Source organism: Flavonifractor sp. An92 (assembly GCF_002159175.1).
GTDB lineage: Bacteria > Bacillota > Clostridia > Oscillospirales > Oscillospiraceae > Pseudoflavonifractor_A.
In genome coordinates, this window is sequence record NZ_NFGZ01000002.1 from 278112 (window position 1) to 294428 (window position 16317).

Annotated in this window: 21 protein-coding genes and 1 pseudogene; all 22 read right to left on the bottom strand. The window is 60.2% G+C overall.

The annotated features are described in order from the left end of the window. Window positions 1-283: 283 nt before the first annotated feature. Entirely contained in the window at window positions 284-505 is a 222-nt protein-coding gene (locus B5G43_RS03025) for a hypothetical protein (RefSeq protein WP_087258962.1), read from the bottom strand. Window positions 506-556: 51 nt separating this feature from the next. Beyond that, entirely contained in the window at window positions 557-1087 is a 531-nt protein-coding gene (locus tag B5G43_RS03030) for a hypothetical protein (protein WP_143382826.1), read from the bottom strand. Window positions 1088-1143: 56 nt separating this feature from the next. Then, complete coding sequence (locus tag B5G43_RS03035) at window positions 1144-2529, bottom strand: DEAD/DEAH box helicase (RefSeq protein ID WP_087258966.1); 1386 nt, start codon at window positions 2527-2529, stop codon at window positions 1144-1146. Then, entirely contained in the window at window positions 2510-2716 is a 207-nt protein-coding gene (locus B5G43_RS03040) for a VRR-NUC domain-containing protein (RefSeq protein ID WP_206404998.1), read from the bottom strand. The genes B5G43_RS03035 and B5G43_RS03040 overlap by 20 nt, the downstream gene beginning before the upstream one ends. Before the next feature lie 372 nt (window positions 2717-3088). Then, the gene (locus B5G43_RS03045; RefSeq protein ID WP_087258970.1) at window positions 3089-5473 is read right to left on the bottom strand and encodes a virulence-associated E family protein; all 2385 of its coding nucleotides are present in this window, start codon (window positions 5471-5473) and stop codon (window positions 3089-3091) included. After that, window positions 5470-5700, bottom strand: a complete 231-nt coding sequence (locus B5G43_RS03050; protein WP_087258972.1) for a hypothetical protein — start codon at window positions 5698-5700, stop codon at window positions 5470-5472. The genes B5G43_RS03045 and B5G43_RS03050 overlap by 4 nt, the downstream gene beginning before the upstream one ends. Further along, entirely contained in the window at window positions 5697-5924 is a 228-nt protein-coding gene (locus B5G43_RS03055) for a hypothetical protein (RefSeq protein ID WP_087258975.1), read from the bottom strand. Before B5G43_RS03055 ends, B5G43_RS03050 begins: the two co-directional genes overlap by 4 nt. A gap of 5 nt (window positions 5925-5929) precedes the next feature. Continuing rightward, entirely contained in the window at window positions 5930-6259 is a 330-nt protein-coding gene (locus B5G43_RS03060) for a sigma factor-like helix-turn-helix DNA-binding protein (RefSeq protein ID WP_087258977.1), read from the bottom strand. Beyond that, window positions 6246-6746: a hypothetical protein gene (locus tag B5G43_RS03065; RefSeq protein WP_087258979.1), complete on the bottom strand. Its 501-nt coding sequence runs from the start codon at window positions 6744-6746 to the stop codon at window positions 6246-6248. The genes B5G43_RS03060 and B5G43_RS03065 overlap by 14 nt, the downstream gene beginning before the upstream one ends. Further along, window positions 6743-7192 (bottom strand): LIM domain-containing protein, encoded by a 450-nt coding sequence (locus tag B5G43_RS03070; RefSeq protein ID WP_087258981.1) that lies wholly within the window; start codon window positions 7190-7192, stop codon window positions 6743-6745. The genes B5G43_RS03065 and B5G43_RS03070 overlap by 4 nt, the downstream gene beginning before the upstream one ends. A gap of 2 nt (window positions 7193-7194) precedes the next feature. Further along, window positions 7195-7863 carry an FAD-dependent thymidylate synthase gene (gene thyX / locus B5G43_RS03075; RefSeq protein WP_087258983.1) on the bottom strand — a complete coding sequence of 223 codons (669 nt, stop codon included), beginning with the start codon at window positions 7861-7863 and terminating at the stop codon, window positions 7195-7197. A gap of 23 nt (window positions 7864-7886) precedes the next feature. Further along, a complete protein-coding gene (locus tag B5G43_RS03080) occupies window positions 7887-8381 on the bottom strand; it encodes a hypothetical protein (protein ID WP_087258985.1) in 495 nt (164 codons plus the stop codon). Continuing rightward, the gene (locus B5G43_RS03085; RefSeq protein ID WP_087258988.1) at window positions 8374-8556 is read right to left on the bottom strand and encodes a hypothetical protein; all 183 of its coding nucleotides are present in this window, start codon (window positions 8554-8556) and stop codon (window positions 8374-8376) included. Before B5G43_RS03085 ends, B5G43_RS03080 begins: the two co-directional genes overlap by 8 nt. After that, window positions 8557-8805, bottom strand: a complete 249-nt coding sequence (locus tag B5G43_RS17255; protein WP_158097342.1) for a DUF3310 domain-containing protein — start codon at window positions 8803-8805, stop codon at window positions 8557-8559. A 140-nt stretch (window positions 8806-8945) separates the two neighbouring features. Then, window positions 8946-9260, bottom strand: a complete 315-nt coding sequence (locus tag B5G43_RS03095; RefSeq protein WP_087258992.1) for a hypothetical protein — start codon at window positions 9258-9260, stop codon at window positions 8946-8948. Between the two features lie 4 nt (window positions 9261-9264). Then, window positions 9265-11268, bottom strand: coding sequence for a DNA polymerase (locus B5G43_RS03100; protein WP_087258994.1), 2004 nt, complete (start codon window positions 11266-11268; stop codon window positions 9265-9267). After that, window positions 11253-11780, bottom strand: a complete 528-nt coding sequence (locus tag B5G43_RS03105; RefSeq protein WP_087258996.1) for an NUMOD4 domain-containing protein — start codon at window positions 11778-11780, stop codon at window positions 11253-11255. Before B5G43_RS03105 ends, B5G43_RS03100 begins: the two co-directional genes overlap by 16 nt. Before the next feature lie 3 nt (window positions 11781-11783). Then, entirely contained in the window at window positions 11784-12398 is a 615-nt protein-coding gene (locus B5G43_RS03110) for a DUF2815 family protein (RefSeq protein WP_087258998.1), read from the bottom strand. A 15-nt stretch (window positions 12399-12413) separates the two neighbouring features. Then, window positions 12414-12575, bottom strand: coding sequence for a hypothetical protein (locus B5G43_RS17260; protein ID WP_158097343.1), 162 nt, complete (start codon window positions 12573-12575; stop codon window positions 12414-12416). A gap of 739 nt (window positions 12576-13314) precedes the next feature. Then, on the bottom strand, window positions 13315-14535 hold the full coding sequence (locus B5G43_RS03120; RefSeq protein WP_087259001.1) for a DUF2800 domain-containing protein: 1221 nt from the start codon (window positions 14533-14535) through the stop codon (window positions 13315-13317). Continuing rightward, window positions 14525-16111, bottom strand: coding sequence for a DNA cytosine methyltransferase (locus B5G43_RS17940; protein ID WP_343214381.1), 1587 nt, complete (start codon window positions 16109-16111; stop codon window positions 14525-14527). Before B5G43_RS17940 ends, B5G43_RS03120 begins: the two co-directional genes overlap by 11 nt. After that, window positions 16026-16317 (bottom strand): annotated as a pseudogene (locus B5G43_RS16995) (hypothetical protein); the annotation flags it as partial. The pseudogene B5G43_RS16995 and the gene B5G43_RS17940, both read right to left, overlap by 86 nt.

Consider the following 16317-nt stretch of genomic DNA (forward strand, 5'->3'; position numbering starts at 1 on the left):
GCCCCCGGTAGACCCGTTCCGCCGGGGGCCTCTTTGCGCCCTGGCCTGTGAGGCCGTAGGGCGCCGCGTGCCGCCATAAATGCACCCTGCCTATATCCCTACATACCCGCGACAAAAGAGCCCCCAGAGGCCGCCTATGGCCTCTGGGGGCTCTCGCTATATCCGCGCAATTTTTCACTTGCGCCTGTGCGGCATCTGGTGGGCCTGTAAGCGGCTTTTATGGCCGGCCTATATCCCTACATACCCAGGGCCACAAAACGCGCCCTACGCGCTGCCTACGGTCTCACACGGCGCGCCGCGCGATTGATACCAGGGCGCAGCATTCCCGGGCCGCGTCATACCAGGCGCAAGAGGGGCCCGGGCAGGCCACGGCACGCCGGGCGGCGTCCCCGTAGCACCCCGGCTCCAACAGGTTGTGCACGGCTGCCTCCAGCTGATAGGACGAAAGCTCGCGCCCGGAAACATCCGCCGCCAACAACAGCGGGCAAGCCTTCTTCTGGTCCATAGTCGGTACCTCCTCATAGTCGATAGTCGATAGTCGATAGTCGCTGGGGCCTTAGTCGGCCCCATAGTCGCCAGGATCCGGCAGCTCCTGGACAATAGTCGATTCCAGGCGCGCCTGGTCCACTTTGTCACCGAGCGGGCTTTCGGGCTTCAGCACAACGTCCTGCTGGTCCTTCATGCCGAAATAGTTCTTGGCCCGGAAAATGTAAACCACGGGGTTTATCTTGCCTTCAGTTACCATTTCGCTCTCAAAACTGGCAATAAATCCCTTAGCTTTTTTAATCAAGTCCATGCGGACTTGACTACATCCGATGCCCTGTTCCCAGTTCCACACCGTCTGCTTAATGGTCCCAAGGGCCATTACCATCTTCTCGACGGTGGGCAATTGCCCCGTTTTCTCGCAGGTGTCAAAGAACCAGTACAGCCGCTCCCGGCACTCCTCGTCGTCCCGCACGATGGGGAGCCCGTAGAACGTCAGGCAATTGCGCAGGCACCGCGAGATGTCCTCGCTCTTGGCCCCCGAGATCACGCTGGGGAAATTGGCCGTACCGCCGCGGCCCCGAAGCGGCCGTTCCTTCTTCACGGGCTCTACGGCCGCGGTATCGGCCTCGGCCTTCTTAGTCTTTCTAGTCGCCACTCCTATGCTCCTTTCTTCACTTCGGCGATACGCGCCTTCAGCGCCTGCATCAACGCTTCCTGGGCGTCGCCCTTTTCCTGTAAGGCCGCCACGACGGCCTGATCCATGCCGCCCTGCACCACCAGCAGGTGGGACACCACCGGGAACTGCTGCCCCTGTCTGTGCAGGCGCTTGCACGCTTGCTGATATATTTCCAAGGCCCAATTTGGAAATCCGAACCAGATCATGTGATGGCCGCCCTTCTGGAGGTTAAGTCCATAGCCGCAGCTGGCCGGGTGGGCCAGAAGCACATCGACCTCTCCGCGGTTCCACGCCTCTGCATCATCGTCACCGCAGTACACCCGGACGCGAAGTCCGGGGAACTTAGTGGCCAGCGCGTCCAATAGTCGGTCCACCTCATGCTTATACCAGTAGAACACCAAGGCATGCTGCCCACCCAGTTGCTCCACGACCTCCACAAAAGCCTCGACCTTACACCCATGCACCTCCTGCGGGTTCCCATCCGTGTCATACACGGCGCCACTGCACAGCTGAAGCAATTTCCCGTTCAGCACGGCGGCGGTCCCTGCCGTAATAGTCGCTCCGTCGATCTCCAGAAGCATCTCCCGTTCCAGCTTCTTGTAGGCCCTCTTCGCAGGGGCGTCCAGCTCCACGGGTACGATGTCCTCCACGTACTCCGGCAGCTCCAGATAGTCCTCGGCTTTCATTGACACGCAAATATCCGAAATGGCGTCCTCGATCCGCTTGTCGGCTCCGGGCTGTGGCGTATAGGTCCGGTACTGCTGCCCCGGATAGGACTTGTCCTGCACGAAAAAGGCGTCCCGGAAACTGGAGATCGTTCGGCCAAGCCGGGCCCCCTCGTCCAGTAGATAAATCTGAGCCCACAGGTCCTCCAGCCCATTGGGGGCGGGGGTACCCGTCAGCTCCACAAGCCATTGAATCCGGCCCAGCACCTTCTTCAGGGCCTTAAACCGCTTGCTCTGCGGATTCTTGAAGCTGGAGGACTCGTCCAGCACAACGCCATCGAACGGCCAGCCGTTCCGGTAGTAGTCCACCAGCCAAGGGACATTCTCGCGGTTTATGACCCACAGGTCCCCCGGCGTATTCAGCGCCTGCACCCGCTTCTTCAGCGTGCCCAAAACCGGGACGACCCGCAAGCCCTGGAGATGATCCCACTGCGCGGCTTCATTGCTCCATGTGGCCTCGGCCACTTTCTTCGGGGCCACTACCAGCACCCGCCCAACACGCCAGCGCATCATGAGCTCCTGGGCCGCGGTCAGCACCTCGACCGTCTTTCCCAGGCCCATGTCCTGGAAGAGGGCCAGCCGGGGGGAGGACACTAGCCTCTCAATGGCTACCCGCTGGTAGTTATGGGGTACGAACTGCATATGCCCGCTTCACCTCCCGCTCCAGAAAGTCGTCCACCTGCGCCGCGTTCCAAAGATGACACACCGTCATGCTTAGGCCCAGCAGCTTGGTGGCCATCAGCTTCTGCCGGGGGCTCAGTCGGCCGCCCGGCTTCTTCAGCTCCACGAAAATCACCTTGCCGCCCGGCAGCAGGACAATCCGATCCATCACCCCAGTGCATCCCGGGGACACCCACTTCAGACACAGGCCGCCCGCCTGTTCCACCCCGCGCTTCAATCGCGCTTCGATGTCTTTTTCCAACACTGTTCTCACCGTCCTCAAATGCCGCCCCGAAACAACAACAATCTAAATTCCCTATAATATATACGCGTAGGGGGCGTAGGGCGTACAGGCGATACGCGCGCGCCCTAAATCCTCTAATTATATATATATTATAAAAAGATTGTTACATTGTTACATATAGGGCCTATGCGCTGCGCCGCAATGGATTCCGGGCGCAACGATCTAAATTACACCGCGTTACGTCGGTTACGCCTTGTGTGTAACTAACAATCGCCTACCGCGCCCCATTTTCCCGTGTTACAGGCGCTTTGACCCCCGCTGCACGCCGTACGGGCCGCACCGGATCGGACCGCGCTGGCCCCATTTTCCGGTGCTCTCGATGACGCCGTTGATCTTGGCCGAGTCGCAGTTTTTGGCCTGGCTCGGGTCGCGGCCCAGAAGCTCGCACCACACCTCCGCGGCGCAGATACGGTCCCGCGGCACCAGCTTGATGTCTCCTGCGACTTGTCCGTTCCAGAAGGCCTTGCGTCTGTCGATAGACCAGCTCTGCCAGTCCTCGGGCACCTCTTTCTCCAGCCACTCCAGGATCATGCCCTCCGTGAAGTCGGTCTCCCGGTGGCCCTCCTGCTGCGCCCTCGCCCGCTCTTCCAGGTCCCCCGTGATATACAGCGGTTCGCCCCAGCGCCAGCGCACCACAGCCTCAGCCCACAGCTGGTCGATATTACCCGGAAGGTCCTTCCACACACTGAGCCGCGCGGGCTCCACACCGACGTTGACCGGCCAGAACCGGCGGTTGCCTGTGCGGTCGGTGAGGTATTCCGCGGAGTTCGTCGTGCCAAAGAACACGCAGCAGCGGGGCATCTCCTTCACGTGGCGCCCGTAGGCCGCCCGGAAGCGGTCGGCGCGCTGGGAGATGAACTGCTTAATGCGGGACACGTCGGTGCGCCGGAAGGCGTCGAGCTCGGCCACCTCCACGATCCACACGCCCTGAAGGAGCTCGGAGGCCTCCTTGCCCTCAAAGGTGCGGATAGAGTCGTTGAACCATCCTTTCGACATCTTATCCAGCAGGGTGGACTTGCCGAGGCCCTGCGGTCCCGAGAGAATGACCATCTGGTCGAACTTGGTCCCGGGCTCCATGGCCCGGGCCACGGCGGCGACGAACGCCTTGCGGGTAACTGCCCGGGTGTAGTCGGAGTCCTCGGCCCCCAAGTAATCTACGAAAAGGGTGTCCAGACGGTCCACGCCGTCCCAGGTCAGACCGTTCAGGTAGGCCTGCACGTCGTTGAAGGCGTGCTTCGCCGAGTGGAGAGAGAGGGCGCCATCCACCTTTCCATTGGAGCTGATAGAGTAGGCTTTCTCCATGTACCAGTAGAGCCCGGCGTTGTCGTTGTCCTCCCATGGCCGGCGCTGTTCGGAGCGGTTCCAGGGCAGCGGCCCAAGGACCTCTCCGCGGCCGGCGAACTGGTTCAGCGCGAACTTGCCCGCGAGGGCAGGGTCGTTTTCCAGAATCAGCCAGGCGTTGTCGATAGTGCCCTGGGGCACACCGTTCTTGTTGTACTGGAGCTTGGTGCGCCAGTCGTCGCCCTGCGGATCCGCTGGCTGTTCGACGGCCTCGAAGCCCGCCGTCGCCTTCTCCCACCGCTCCTGCATCAGCAAGCCGGTGACCTTGCTGTCCTGGGCCGCCAGGTGGCACATGGCGTTGTAGCTGGGCAGACGGTTAACCGGCGTCCCGGGCTCGGCGCTGTCGTCCTCGTCGCCGAAACGATGGAGGCGCACCAGGTCGAAGGCGTTGACCAGTCTGCCGCCGCAGGGGTCCGTGGCATGGTGGGAATAGAGAAATTTGCCACCGTCGTAGAGAACGGCGCCGCCGTAGGTCGAGCCCTGGCAGAAGGTGTAGCGGTCGCTGTTTGTGGTCTCCGAGTAGACCCCGGGCAGGAAGGCATCCATGGCCGCCTGGATGTTGTACACCCGGCAGAAGGCGCCGACGACGCCAGGCTTTTCCTCGGGGTCGCCCTGCTTTGCGGCCAGGCGAGCGGTCGGGGTGGCACCCGGGTGCGTAGGCCACGAGGCTACATCCCGCCAGTCGGCGTAGGAGGCCAGGAGCCCGTCTACCGACAGCAGAGGCTTGTCGGCGGAGTAGTAGATGTATTGCCCGTCGGCGCAGCAGCTGGGCCAGTACATGAGCCGGCTGGCCTCAAAAGTGCTGGGGTCGGCCAGGTCCATGCCGATGATCTCGGCCATCTTACGGGCCAGCGGCTCGTATTCATCCGGCGTGCAGGTGCGGTCCAAGGGGATCAGCACCCGAAGGCGCGGCGCGTCCGGCCGATGCTTTCGGGTTGAGTAAATGCAGTAGCCACAGCCCAGGGCCTCCACACGGGCGCATACGGCGTCCGTAGAGCCGTTGGGTATGTTGTCCAGGTCCAGCGTGATGACGTCTCTCCCGGTCACGGAGGATGCCTTGCGGCGGGGGCCATTGAGCGTACCGGCCACATAGCCGCCCACGTCCTTCAGCTGGTCCTGCTGGCCCTTTGTCATGGCCAGGTATTCGGCCACGGTCTCAGTGCTCCGCTGCGGCACCCGGAGGCGTTCCCAGAGCTCGGAGATTAAAAGCACCTGGGGGCGCCAGTCGGTAGAGTTCCGGCTGGCGCCCACGGTGATCGTTATTTTGCGATCATTGGTCATATAATATCCTCCGTGGAGGCGAAGTATTGGCTGGAGTAGATGCCGGGCTGGCGGATCTCCATGCGGATGATGTAGCTCCTGCCCCATATCCCAGGGGCGCGCACTGTGCTCAGGAGGACCTGCGCCCCTCGGTACTCCAGCTCTAGCGTAATCTCGATTCCACGGGCCTGGGCCTCGCTGAGGCGGCCCAGGTCCTTCTTGGAAATTATTGGGCGAACGTCGATCATCGGTCAAGCCCCCGGGCTACGTATTGGCCGTAGGTGAGGCCCATAGCGTGGGCGGCGGCAGCCACTTCAGAGAGCGGCGTCACCTTTTTCTTGCGCTTCTTGGTGTGATAATCGGCACCGTGGTAATGCGGGTGCCGGCGACATCTGCGGCACATACCGCTCGGGTCTGCCTTGTAGCCCTTGTAGATTTCCCCACAGACTACGCAGACATATTCTCGGTCCATGTGTATCACCTCCGTAAATACTGACGCGCTGGCTGGCTACGCATGAATAGGGGCGAAAGAAAACGCAGGTACTTGTGCGCCCGGTCCATACCGCGGTGGATTCCACGGCTTACCGTGGACTTGTTGACGCCATACATCGCGGCAATTTGGGCCACCGACCAGCGGTCAATGAAGTACCGCTGTATGTAGAGCTGCTGGGTCGCGGTGCAGCACTCCTCCAGCACCAGCGGCAGGACATGCCGCAGCCTGTCCAGGTCGGCCAGATTGTCGGCCCCGTCAGATCGGACCCAGAGCTCAAACGCGGCTCGGTCAAGTGTGGCATCAGTTGCGGCCATCCTGCCCTCTTTTCAGTGCGGCCTCAGCGGCTTCACGGGTTTTGTACATTTCGCGGGTAAATAGGTCAAGATCCATTTCAATGGCCGCACACTGAACGTAGCCCCCGTGCATTCTCATGTAATCGACGACTTCACGTTTATTCCTAATTGAGAAGCCACATACAATGATTTCCCAGACCTTACCGCAGAATATCTCAAACATATGGCCCCCGGTCTTACACGGCAGCACTACGCACCGCCCCTCCTGGTCAGCTTCCACCAGCTCCCGCAGACGATCCAGAGGGATGCCGCCCACCAGCTTCATCCTGGCCGCCACATCCTCCCGCATGGTCATGCGCTGGTTCACCAGCACGGACAGCTGGTCCAGGTCGTAGTCGTCGCCTAGGATGTCCTCGATAGATGAAAGCCTTTCGTGGCACAGGGCCCAGCTGAATTGCCTTCCGGTTGGGTCATGTACCGGCTTAATTGTCAACCTTTTCACGATCATTCACCGTCCATCCTGGCCCCACACATATGGCAGTAGGGGGTTTTGGGGGACCCGCACAGTTGCGCTCCACATTCGGAGCATCTGAATACATGCCAGCAATGTCCGCGGCCGTCTATTTGCCAACTGCTGTCCCCGTCCCAGCCCGCATCTAACCACTTGCCACTTTTCTCTACGGGGCTTTTAGTCGCGTTGTTTCGCTCCATCTTTTCGCGGATAGCCTCCACAATGAAGTCCTCATTGAGCACATAGGTGTTGTGGATGCCGTGTTCTGTGAGAATCTGTTTCACGGCGCCGAACAGCAACTTATCGGTGTTTTTGGCCACCTGGACTGTGCTCTCCGCCATCATGCGGTATAGGCTGTCCTTAAACTCCCGGGTCATATGCTCGTCCTCCACCAGCATCACGGGGTAATACGGAGGAGCCGTCAGGTTTTCTTCGAAGCTCATAACTACACCTCCAGGTCCTCAAAGAACACCGGCCCCCACTGGGTCAGCGGATTCTTGGCCAGGTTCGCCGCCTGCTGCATCTGAGGGTGCGCCGCCTGCTGCATCTGAGGGTGCGCCGCCTTGTCACACCGGAGGCGGAGGAAGTGCCGCCACTCGCGGATGTCGTAGGTCACGATGACCGCGGTTTTAAGACTCGACGGGAGCACGGAGCGCGCCTCTTCCGCGGTCGCCCCCAGTTCCAGCATCCGCATGTAGTGCCGCTCGGCGTCATCCATTGCGGCCATCCATTCCTGGTACTTCGCAAGGTCCCGCGGATTGTTCAGGTCATATTTGAACCCGCTGGCCAGGTCAATGACCGTGATTTCTCCATCAAACCGGTCCATGGAATAATTACAGTATCGGGTGCTCTCCTGGGAGTAGGCCCCGATCCGGTGCCGGACGATCTCATGGGACACGCCGCGGTCGCAGATAAAGCGGGCCGTCAGGCCGATGTGCTCCAGCACGGACTCGTGGCCCCGCTCGACGATACGACGGATGAAGTCCTCCGCCGAACCGTCGGTCATCTTGTCTCCGCTCTGGTAGCAGGTGCGGCCCGCGATCTCGATGGTTTTCAGCGCCGTCTCATAGGGCGGGGGATTGATAAGCTCAACGATAGGCTCAATGATTTTCATAGCTTTCAGACCTCCGATTTGCATTAGTTCGCGAGCTCAAAGTGGCGGCCTTTGGCGTCCATGACGCCCTTGTGGATTCTTCGACCGACGGCCGCCCTGGAGAGGCCAGTTTTCAGCGCGGCCTCTTTTAAGCTGTGGTATATCTCGGCCTGCCCGAGCCGATCATACACGATGACCGGTTTTTTCATGTGCCTGCTGGTCGATTTCCGCCCAATTTCGGCCTGCGTTCGGTAGGCCAAGTTTTGCAGTGTGCAATCCTGGCGAACTCCGTTTTTGGGCCCTACGCAGAGCCCATGCTTTTCAGCGTAGCCGCCGCAGAAGGTACGATCCAGGAGCCGAAAGACGCCGAGGTGCTTTTGCTTTCCGTCCAGGCCGCGGAGTAAGACCTCGGTTCTCCGGGGCGTGACCTGGCGGGATAAGGTGACCCATCGGCTCCACCGGTACTGCTGCACAACGCCCTCAGTGCTTATGCGGTACCGGTGGGCGTAGCCGGTAATCTCCGCCCACTTCTCAGTCATCGCCACCCTCTTCTTTCTGTTTTCCGCGGCCCATAAACGCCCGCATGAAAGAGTCCAGAATTACGATGGCCTCTGCGGTGGTTGCACCCGCTTGAAGGGCTGACCGATAAAGCGTTATCGACATCTCGGCCATCGCGCCTAGGGTGTCAATGAGGCCTTTTACATCGTCGCTCATTTACCGCGCCTCCAATTTCTCGATCAGCCGATGGAGATAGAACTCCGCCTTCTTGGCGTCCTCCAGCGGTTTTCCCTTCAAAGGGCAGCGCCAGATGTACTTGATGATCTGCCAGGCGAGTCCGGCCTGCACGGTGTCCTTGTAGCCAGTGGCCATGGACTCCAGCGCGTCGATGCACTCGATTCCGCCAGCGGTATAGTGCCCGGGGTGGTTCACGGGGTCAGATCCGTTGGCTTCCTTTTTGGCCAAGTGCTTCTGGGCCCAATCCATCGGGACCCACATCGACCCGTGCTCATTCGGGCCAGGGCACCCGGGGCATACGGTGTCGGCCCAGGAAAGATCCTGGTCGCGGTCGGCATAACGACCGCAGCTCTCACAGCTTCTGGGCATTAGATTGCCTCCTTTTCCATGCTGGCGATCCGGCGGCATACAGCTGCGCACTGGATGGCCTCACAGGCCAGCGCAATGGCGTGCTCTTTGGTGTCGCGAATCAAGTTGCTGTTCTTGTCGGAGTTCCGCTTGACCCTCGCCCACAGCTCCTCGATGTTTTCGCGTACCACAGTCATCTCGAAGTCGGCTTCGTCAACCTCTTCCTTCAGAATGGCCCACCCCTCGTGCGGGGAGTGTATGGGGCCGTGCGCATACGCGGCGGCCATGGCCTCGGCGCACACAAGCGCGTGGACCTGTTTTTCAACTACGTTCATGCCATCAGTCCTTCTTGAAAAATTCGTTGACCCAGCCGTCCGCGTTGAGCGGGAGTCCAGCGGCCCACTCGGGTACTCCGGCCATAAGGCTCTCCATGGCCTCCAGGTCCTGCCGCTCTGGCGGCGCGTCCACCACGATCTCGTCGTGGATGTGGAAAACCACAGGGTACCCGGCGGCCTCCAGGCGGGTGATTGCCTCGGAGAGACAGTCCCGGGCTACGGCTTGCACAACGTTCTCAGCCAGCTTGCCCCCGTAGGTTTCGATCCGCTCCCACTTCTTCGTGGTTTGGTTTTGTCCCATGTACGAGATACTGGGCCGCCCAAAGCGGTTCTGGGTGATCTCAGGCTTCGGATAGTAGAGCCGGCGCCCGCTCGGCAGCCCGATGACCATGAAATCCAGGTCATGGTCGGGGTCTAGGTTGCGGCTTACGACCAGCCCGTGCTGGAGGAAAGATGTGCGCCCTTCGACCACGGCGGCCTTGGCCGCGGCTTCTACCAGCCCCCACAGCTTCACGATGTTCGGGTTTGCCTTACGCCACAAGTCCACCAGCTCTTGCACCTCGGAGTCCGAGAGACTGTCGAGCTCATGGCCAGAGTCCATTGTCCTCATAGCGCCTACGCCGCCCTGGTAGCCCAGGGCCAAAGTGGCCACTTTGCCCTTTTGGCGGTAGGCGTATTCGGGGTTCCCCTTCTTTATTTTTTCGATGGGGATGTTGAACATTCTGCTTGCCGTGGCCTCATAGATTTTACCGGTGTCTCTGAAAACATCGAGCACCCAATCCTCGTCAGCCAGCCAAGCGATCACTCGGGCCTCGATGGCGCTGAAGTCGGCGTCCAGAAGCAGGTTGCCCGGGGAGGCCACGAAAGCTGTGCGGATAAGCTGCGAGAGCGTGTCGGGGACGGATCCGAAAATCCACTTCAGGCCATCCGTCTCTCCAGCCTTCACAAGGTCTCGGGCCATCGGGAGTAGGTCCCCGTGGATGTAGGTGCGCGGTAGGTTCTGGGGCTGTACGATCCGGCCGGCCCAGCGCCCGGTTCGGTTGGCCCCGTAGAACTGGAGTAGCCCACGGACCCGTCCGTCCTCGCATGTGGCCACGGACAGGCTGTCGTACTTCTTGTTGCTGGTCTTGCCCAGCTCCTGCCGTATTTCCAGCAGCCGACGCATTTTGTCTGGGAGTATGTCGGCTTTCAGCAGCTGAGACACGGTGCTCTTGCGGAGATCCGTCGGGGCGGCTTCCGTCTGCTCAGACAGCCACCCAATCAGCTGAGACACACTGTTGGGGTTCTCCAGCCCTGTGATGGCCTGGGCCTCCTGGATATAGCTCTGCCGCACCTGGGCGTCCATGGCCTGCGCAGAGGCCACCAGGGCTGTGTCTACGGCCACGCCGCGGGCGTTGATTGTCAGGTCGAGTTCCCACTGCTTCTGCACGTCATCGGGCACCGGGTAGGCGGACAAGCGACTCTCGATCTCCATTTCTGTCACCACGTCCTGGCCGTTGTAGGTCTTGAATAATTCCCACTTGGCAGGGTCGTGGTGGGGCAGGTTGCGGGTGCGTCCTCCGTTGGCCTTTGTAGGCTTGCAAGGCACGCAGAAGTAGCGGATAAGGGATTTACCCACGCCCATCTTTTGCTTGTCCTGGGGGAGCCCAAGGGCTTTTCCGCAGGCGTCTAGGCCGCCTGGGTAGCCAAGGTACATGCCGTGGAGCATGGTGCATCGCCACTGGGCTAAGTCGAGTGGCAAATTGAAGTGGCGGGACAGGCAGTACCACTCGAACGCAGCGTTGTAGGCGTGCTTTATTGTGTTATCATCAGTCAGCGCTGCAAATAGCCAGTCCGGCGCTCGGCCTCCAGTTTGCGTTAGGTCCAGCACCTCCACCGGCGCTCCGTCCAAACTGTACGCGAACAGTAATATTTGGAAAGCGGGGCTCTGCGCGTACTTATAGAGCCCCGCTTTTCCGATGTCCACGTCAGAGTAGGTCTCCAAATCGCAACTCAAATGATGGAGCATGATCTGTACCTCCCTAACTTTACTCGGGATATGGTGGTTGCCGACACGCCGAAACTGCGTGCTACGCTAGCTCCGGTTTCTCCGGCGTCCAGTCTGTGTTTTATCTCTCTCATATCTTGAAGCGAGAGTTTTCGCCATGAGCGATTTATACGAAAGACATCCAGGATATTATCGGTCCGGCTTCCGTAAGCCAAGTTTTCGACCCGATTATTCGCGGCATCCCCGTCCAGGTGACGCACTTCCTCGCCCTCACAAGGAGGTCCAAGGAAAGTACGCGCTACGAGGCTATGGACTGTTGATCCGTTGGCCCCGCGCCCGAGCATGACGTACAAATGCGGGTCCTTTTTTGTGGCCGCCGGGCGGAGGACGCGCCCCTTCAGCTTCCGCGTAAAGGGGCGGCCCCAGCGCCCAATCTGCGTAATTTCACGGTCTACGCTTCTGATACGTCCATAGGTACTTGCTTGATAGCGTCCTTCATATCCGGGGATGTCTTTCCAGACTTCGGCGCCCACGGCTTAACCCCAGGGGCTGGAGTTCGTGGGCCAGCCCACGTTACTGGGGTAACCGGCCGGTGCCGGGGTCTGGGGCACCTGGGGAGTCGCCGCAGGAGCTCCGAACATCTCCTCGGCGGTGGGAGCGGGGGTGCCCAAGGGCTCGCCGTCGCCCGTTTTCTGCACCGCGTTCAGGATGAACGACACGCCGGTGGCGCCGGCCATGGCGTAGGCACGCATGTAACCGGCGACGCGGCCGTAGCAGCCGGCGTACATCTGGGTGGGGTCGATGATGGGCTGGATCTGGCCATCGACGATCTGGGGCTTGTTCTTGCTCTTGGCCTTAATGACCCACATGCCCTTGCACTCGGGGCCGTAGGGCTGGCCGTTGGGCCGGGGGCCGTCGCCGTCACGCACGACGGGCTTGGACAGGATGATGGGTCCCGTGTAGCCCTTGACGCCGTCGTTGATGGCGGCCTGGATGGCCGCGTCCAGGGCGGCCTTGGTGGCCGTGTCGGTCTTAGGAATCAGCAGCGTCACGGAGTACTTGGGTTCGGTCTGGCCAGGGGCGGCCTCGGGCTGGAACAGGTGGGGGTAGCTAATGCGGCCGATGCCGGTGGTTACGTCTTTGTTGCTCATGTTGTCATGTCTCCTTCACAGTTCTTTTTCGATGTTGTAGATTACGCCGCGTATACCAGCGGCGAGGGTCGCTTTTGTAAATTTGCGGTTTTCGCAAAGGTCGCACAGGGACTCCAGCTCATCGACCCAGTCCTGCATCATACGGTGCAGATGCTCTAGGTCCGCTTCGTACGCCACGAGATCAGACTGTTCTTTTCGGTCCTCACGGTCAAGTTGGTGCTCGACCTACTCCGCTACGGCGTCGCCGCAGTAGTCCCGGATGATGGACGCCGGTGTGGTGCTGCCCAGCAGCGTGTGGCATTTGCCGTCTTTGGTGTAGATTGTCTCAGCCATCGGGTGTCACCTCTGCTATCTCTGCGTCGCTCGGACGTTCCAGTGGAATGTAGGACGGTGGGGTAATGGCGGCGCCGTTTACCCAAACGCACCACATCACGTCCATGAGTGGTGACCCTCCACCTCTAGTTTTGAACAGGAAGTCAGGCCTCCACGTTAGCGGAAAAATAGTGGTGGGTGGATGTGCCTTGAATAGCGGAAGCCGCTTCTTTGCGTGCCAATACTGCGATTTAAGTAGTAGAGCAAATGGTCTATCAAAGTATAGGCAACGCTCAATAAATTTATCGGCGATAGAGAACGGGGGATTTGTGATGATCCAATCGCACGGTTCATACGACGCTGAAAGAAAGTTCTTTCCCATTCGGATGTCGGTTGCCATAACTTCGTACCCGCATTTTTTAAAGACATTTGCCATGTGCCCCTCACCGCAAGCTGGCTCCCAGATTCTGGTCCCGGCAGGCAGGCCGAGTGCTTTCACTAGCGCGAGTGTTGCGTCTGGCGGAGTTGGGTAAAAATCGGACTTTGCCCTCCCATACGCGGAGTTTCCGCCTACCAGGCGGCTGGCGTCTAGGCTATTCACCCCTCAATCGCCTCCCCCAAACGCCGCAGCCGCCGGGTTGTACGGAGGCCGCTTGTCGCTCTCGGGTACCAGCGTGGGCTTGCCTGGGGTCTTGGACCACAGGCCATCGGCGGCTTCAGCAAATGCCTTTTTGCCCAGGGCCTTCTCCAGCCCAGCGACGGACACGGGCTTGCGTTCGTACAGCATGGCCTCGGCCACACCGCGGCTCTGGAGCTGTTCAAAAGCGGCGTCGCTTCCGCCGTTCCACTCCCGGCCGCCCCGGCCCTCTACGGCTTTCCAGCCGGCGATGGGCCGACCGTCCAGGGTGGCCTTTAGAGCGTAGGCCTCCAGGTCCTTCAGCCATGTAGCCACGTCTTTGCCGCGGGTGAGGATGTCGCCGATCTCATGGTCAGTTAAAAGCTGGGCGCGCCCTCCTTCGTGGTTAGGGTCAAAGTAGTCTCGGTCGTCGTCTACACCGGCAGGGCATGCGCCCAGCATGGGCTCTACGTCGAACATGGCCTTGGCCCGCTCGGTACAGGTAGCTTTGGCCTTGCAGAACTGGCACCATTCGCCGGAATGAAATTCCTGTGTGCCGTGCCAAGCGTGGTATGCTGCTGGGGCGATGGCTCCCTCGGCAAAGAGCGTCAGCTCTTGAATGTCCATTTCCCACTCCCGCACGCCGCCGGCGTTGGGCTGGACGATGGACATATGTACCGTGTGGATGCTGTCACCGAAGATGGGCCGGAAGTAGTTCAGGGCGCCCCAGGCGTAGAGCATCATCTGCGGGTTGTTCTCGGCTTTCACAAGAACACCGGAGCCGTTCTTGTAGTCCACCACGTCGATCATGCCGGACCCGATCATGATGCAGTCTGCGGTGCCGAAGCCCTCGGGCACGATGTCGGAGAAGTCCACCTGGACCTCCAGGGCCACCGTGGGGGCCGTGGGATAGCTCATGGCCCGGGCTTTCAGGTGCTCCAGGTACTCGTCGGTGGCCCCGTCCATGGACTTGTCGTAGTGCTCCGAGGCCTTCAGCTTCTTCAGCTTGGCGTTGAAGCTGCGCTTGGGCAGCTCCTCCACAAAATACTGCCGGGCCTTCAGCTCTGCGATCTCATGGGCCAGACGACCGGCCTCCGCGTAGGGGCTCACCGAGTCGGGCATGTTCTCTGTCAAACGGGCCGACCCGGGGCAATTAAGCCACCGGTGGGCCGAGCTAGCGCCCAAAAGGGCGTGTTTCTCAGGTGGCATTGTCTGATTCCTCCTTCCATTCTCTTACTTGGAACGCGTCTCCCAGTTGCTCAATGTCCGGGAAGTTATAGCAGGCGGTCTTGATGGCGTACTTGTCGATCTCGGTGGCCCGGTATCGCGCGATACGGGCCCCGAGCTTATCCAGGGCTATGTGTCCGCAGACCATGCCGTCATACATAGAAAGCACGTCCAGAGGCTCGGAGGTGATTCTGGGGCAGTACGAGAGGATGTGGGCGATCACATCCACCGTCCAGCCGTTCCCCAGCATCTTGTACGCCTGGGTATCGGACACCGGGAAAACGTAGCTGTCCGGCACGGTCTGGAGGCGCTTACACTCGGCCACAGTCAGCTTGCGGATAATATAGCACCCATCTGCAAGTTTTATTGGGTACTGCTTCCCGTTTATGGTAATTTGCCCGTTTTCTACGTGATAAACCGGTCTGTCCAGCGTTCCGCAATACTCATAGAAAGCGCAACTAGTAGTAAGACAGTTAGATTTATCGGACATTCGTCGGCCTCTTCTGGTCTTACTGTTAGGCTGGGCCAGGTCCACGCACTCCCCCGGGCCTATGACAGTGTGCCCTAGTTTAGTCGCCTCTGGTACGGCCCACGGAGCGGCGTAAATACCAGTTTTCGCGCCCACACCGCCCCCTTGCCCGCACAGGGTTACCGACTTCCCGTCAGGAGAGTACACACGGTATTGTCGGCTATCAAAGTTCTCATTATTGACGTGGCTTTCGATAGTCCCAATTCTTACAGGTTCCGCATAAAGCCTTGTCGCCGGGCTGCTTGTGTCGCTGTTGCCCCCAGTTACTGACGCGCAAATAGAGCACGCTTTTCCGTCTACGGAATAAATCCTTTTTGACTGCGATTGTACAATCTCCCCCTTTCCGGTTGGGTAGGACCCAACGCGCGCGGGGGACGCGATAAAGCGGTTTTGATGCCCCGTCGTAAGGCTCGCTGATTTACCGTCGTTTCGGGCCTCAAACTGGGACACGTACCCGCGGCCTCTCCAGGATACAGACACGGGCTCAGCGGCTCCGTTAAAGCTAAATTTACCCGGCTCTTTAATCGTTTTGATAACGCTGCTTTCTCCCCCGTGAGGACCGTGAGCCGCCCTCAGCGTGTACCCCTTCTCTCTCCAGGCGGCTCCAGTTTCCAGGATGTCGCGGAGCAGGACCCCACGGTCCTCCGGCTGTTGTACGCTCGGGATATTGGTCCAGTAAAGCCTCTGACGGTTCTGGGCTGATACCAGGGCGGAGTTGATGCAGATAGGCTCAACGCCCAGCCGCCTGGTGATTTCCTCTCGGATAGCCTTTGACATGGACTTGTTGTTCTCGTAGAGGAAAAAGTCTGGCTTGAACTTGTCCAGAGCAATCAGATAGTTCTCGAACAGATCCCAGCCGACGCCGCTCGGTTCAGTCTCCCGGTTCTTTGTTTGAGCGATGCTCCAGTGGGTGCAGGGGGAGCCCCCCAATAGTAGCCGCATATCAGATCTTCGCCCCCAGGGCCCGCATCTCAGTGGCGAACGGCCCGATCTGCTCGGCAGACAGGTGGAGCGCATCGGGCACACCATACTTCTGGAGCAGGGCGTTCAGCGGACCCATCATCTCGCGGTGGTCACGAATGAGCTCCGCGCCGGCCTTGGCCACCATATCGGGGGTGATCTGAGGGGCCGGAGCCGTAGGCACAGCAGTCGGAACGGGCGCGGTAGGAACAGGGGCGGGAGCGGGCGAAGGGGCCGGGGTTACAGACGCCGTGGTCTGCACCGGAGTGGCGGAG

Coding starts and splice junctions, on each gene's coding strand:
- B5G43_RS03095 (WP_087258992.1), bottom strand. CDS start 9,260: ATGAACGTAGTTGAAAAACAGGTCCACGCGCTTGTGTGCGCCGAGGCC.
- B5G43_RS17940 (WP_343214381.1), bottom strand. CDS start 16,111: ATGGTGTGCCCGATGCGCTCCACCTGTCTGCCGAGCAGATCGGGCCGT.
- B5G43_RS03070 (WP_087258981.1), bottom strand. CDS start 7,192: ATGAGCTTCGAAGAAAACCTGACGGCTCCTCCGTATTACCCCGTGATG.
- B5G43_RS03120 (WP_087259001.1), bottom strand. CDS start 14,535: ATGCCACCTGAGAAACACGCCCTTTTGGGCGCTAGCTCGGCCCACCGG.
- B5G43_RS03065 (WP_087258979.1), bottom strand. CDS start 6,746: ATGATCGTGAAAAGGTTGACAATTAAGCCGGTACATGACCCAACCGGA.
- B5G43_RS03080 (WP_087258985.1), bottom strand. CDS start 8,381: ATGACTGAGAAGTGGGCGGAGATTACCGGCTACGCCCACCGGTACCGC.
- thyX (WP_087258983.1), bottom strand. CDS start 7,863: ATGAAAATCATTGAGCCTATCGTTGAGCTTATCAATCCCCCGCCCTAT.
- B5G43_RS03040 (WP_206404998.1), bottom strand. CDS start 2,716: ATGGATCGGATTGTCCTGCTGCCGGGCGGCAAGGTGATTTTCGTGGAG.
- B5G43_RS03060 (WP_087258977.1), bottom strand. CDS start 6,259: ATGGCCGCAACTGATGCCACACTTGACCGAGCCGCGTTTGAGCTCTGG.
- B5G43_RS03110 (WP_087258998.1), bottom strand. CDS start 12,398: ATGAGCAACAAAGACGTAACCACCGGCATCGGCCGCATTAGCTACCCC.
- B5G43_RS03085 (WP_087258988.1), bottom strand. CDS start 8,556: ATGAGCGACGATGTAAAAGGCCTCATTGACACCCTAGGCGCGATGGCC.
- B5G43_RS03025 (WP_087258962.1), bottom strand. CDS start 505: ATGGACCAGAAGAAGGCTTGCCCGCTGTTGTTGGCGGCGGATGTTTCC.
- B5G43_RS03045 (WP_087258970.1), bottom strand. CDS start 5,473: ATGACCAATGATCGCAAAATAACGATCACCGTGGGCGCCAGCCGGAAC.
- B5G43_RS03100 (WP_087258994.1), bottom strand. CDS start 11,268: ATGCTCCATCATTTGAGTTGCGATTTGGAGACCTACTCTGACGTGGAC.
- B5G43_RS03055 (WP_087258975.1), bottom strand. CDS start 5,924: ATGGACCGAGAATATGTCTGCGTAGTCTGTGGGGAAATCTACAAGGGC.
- B5G43_RS03050 (WP_087258972.1), bottom strand. CDS start 5,700: ATGATCGACGTTCGCCCAATAATTTCCAAGAAGGACCTGGGCCGCCTC.
- B5G43_RS03035 (WP_087258966.1), bottom strand. CDS start 2,529: ATGCAGTTCGTACCCCATAACTACCAGCGGGTAGCCATTGAGAGGCTA.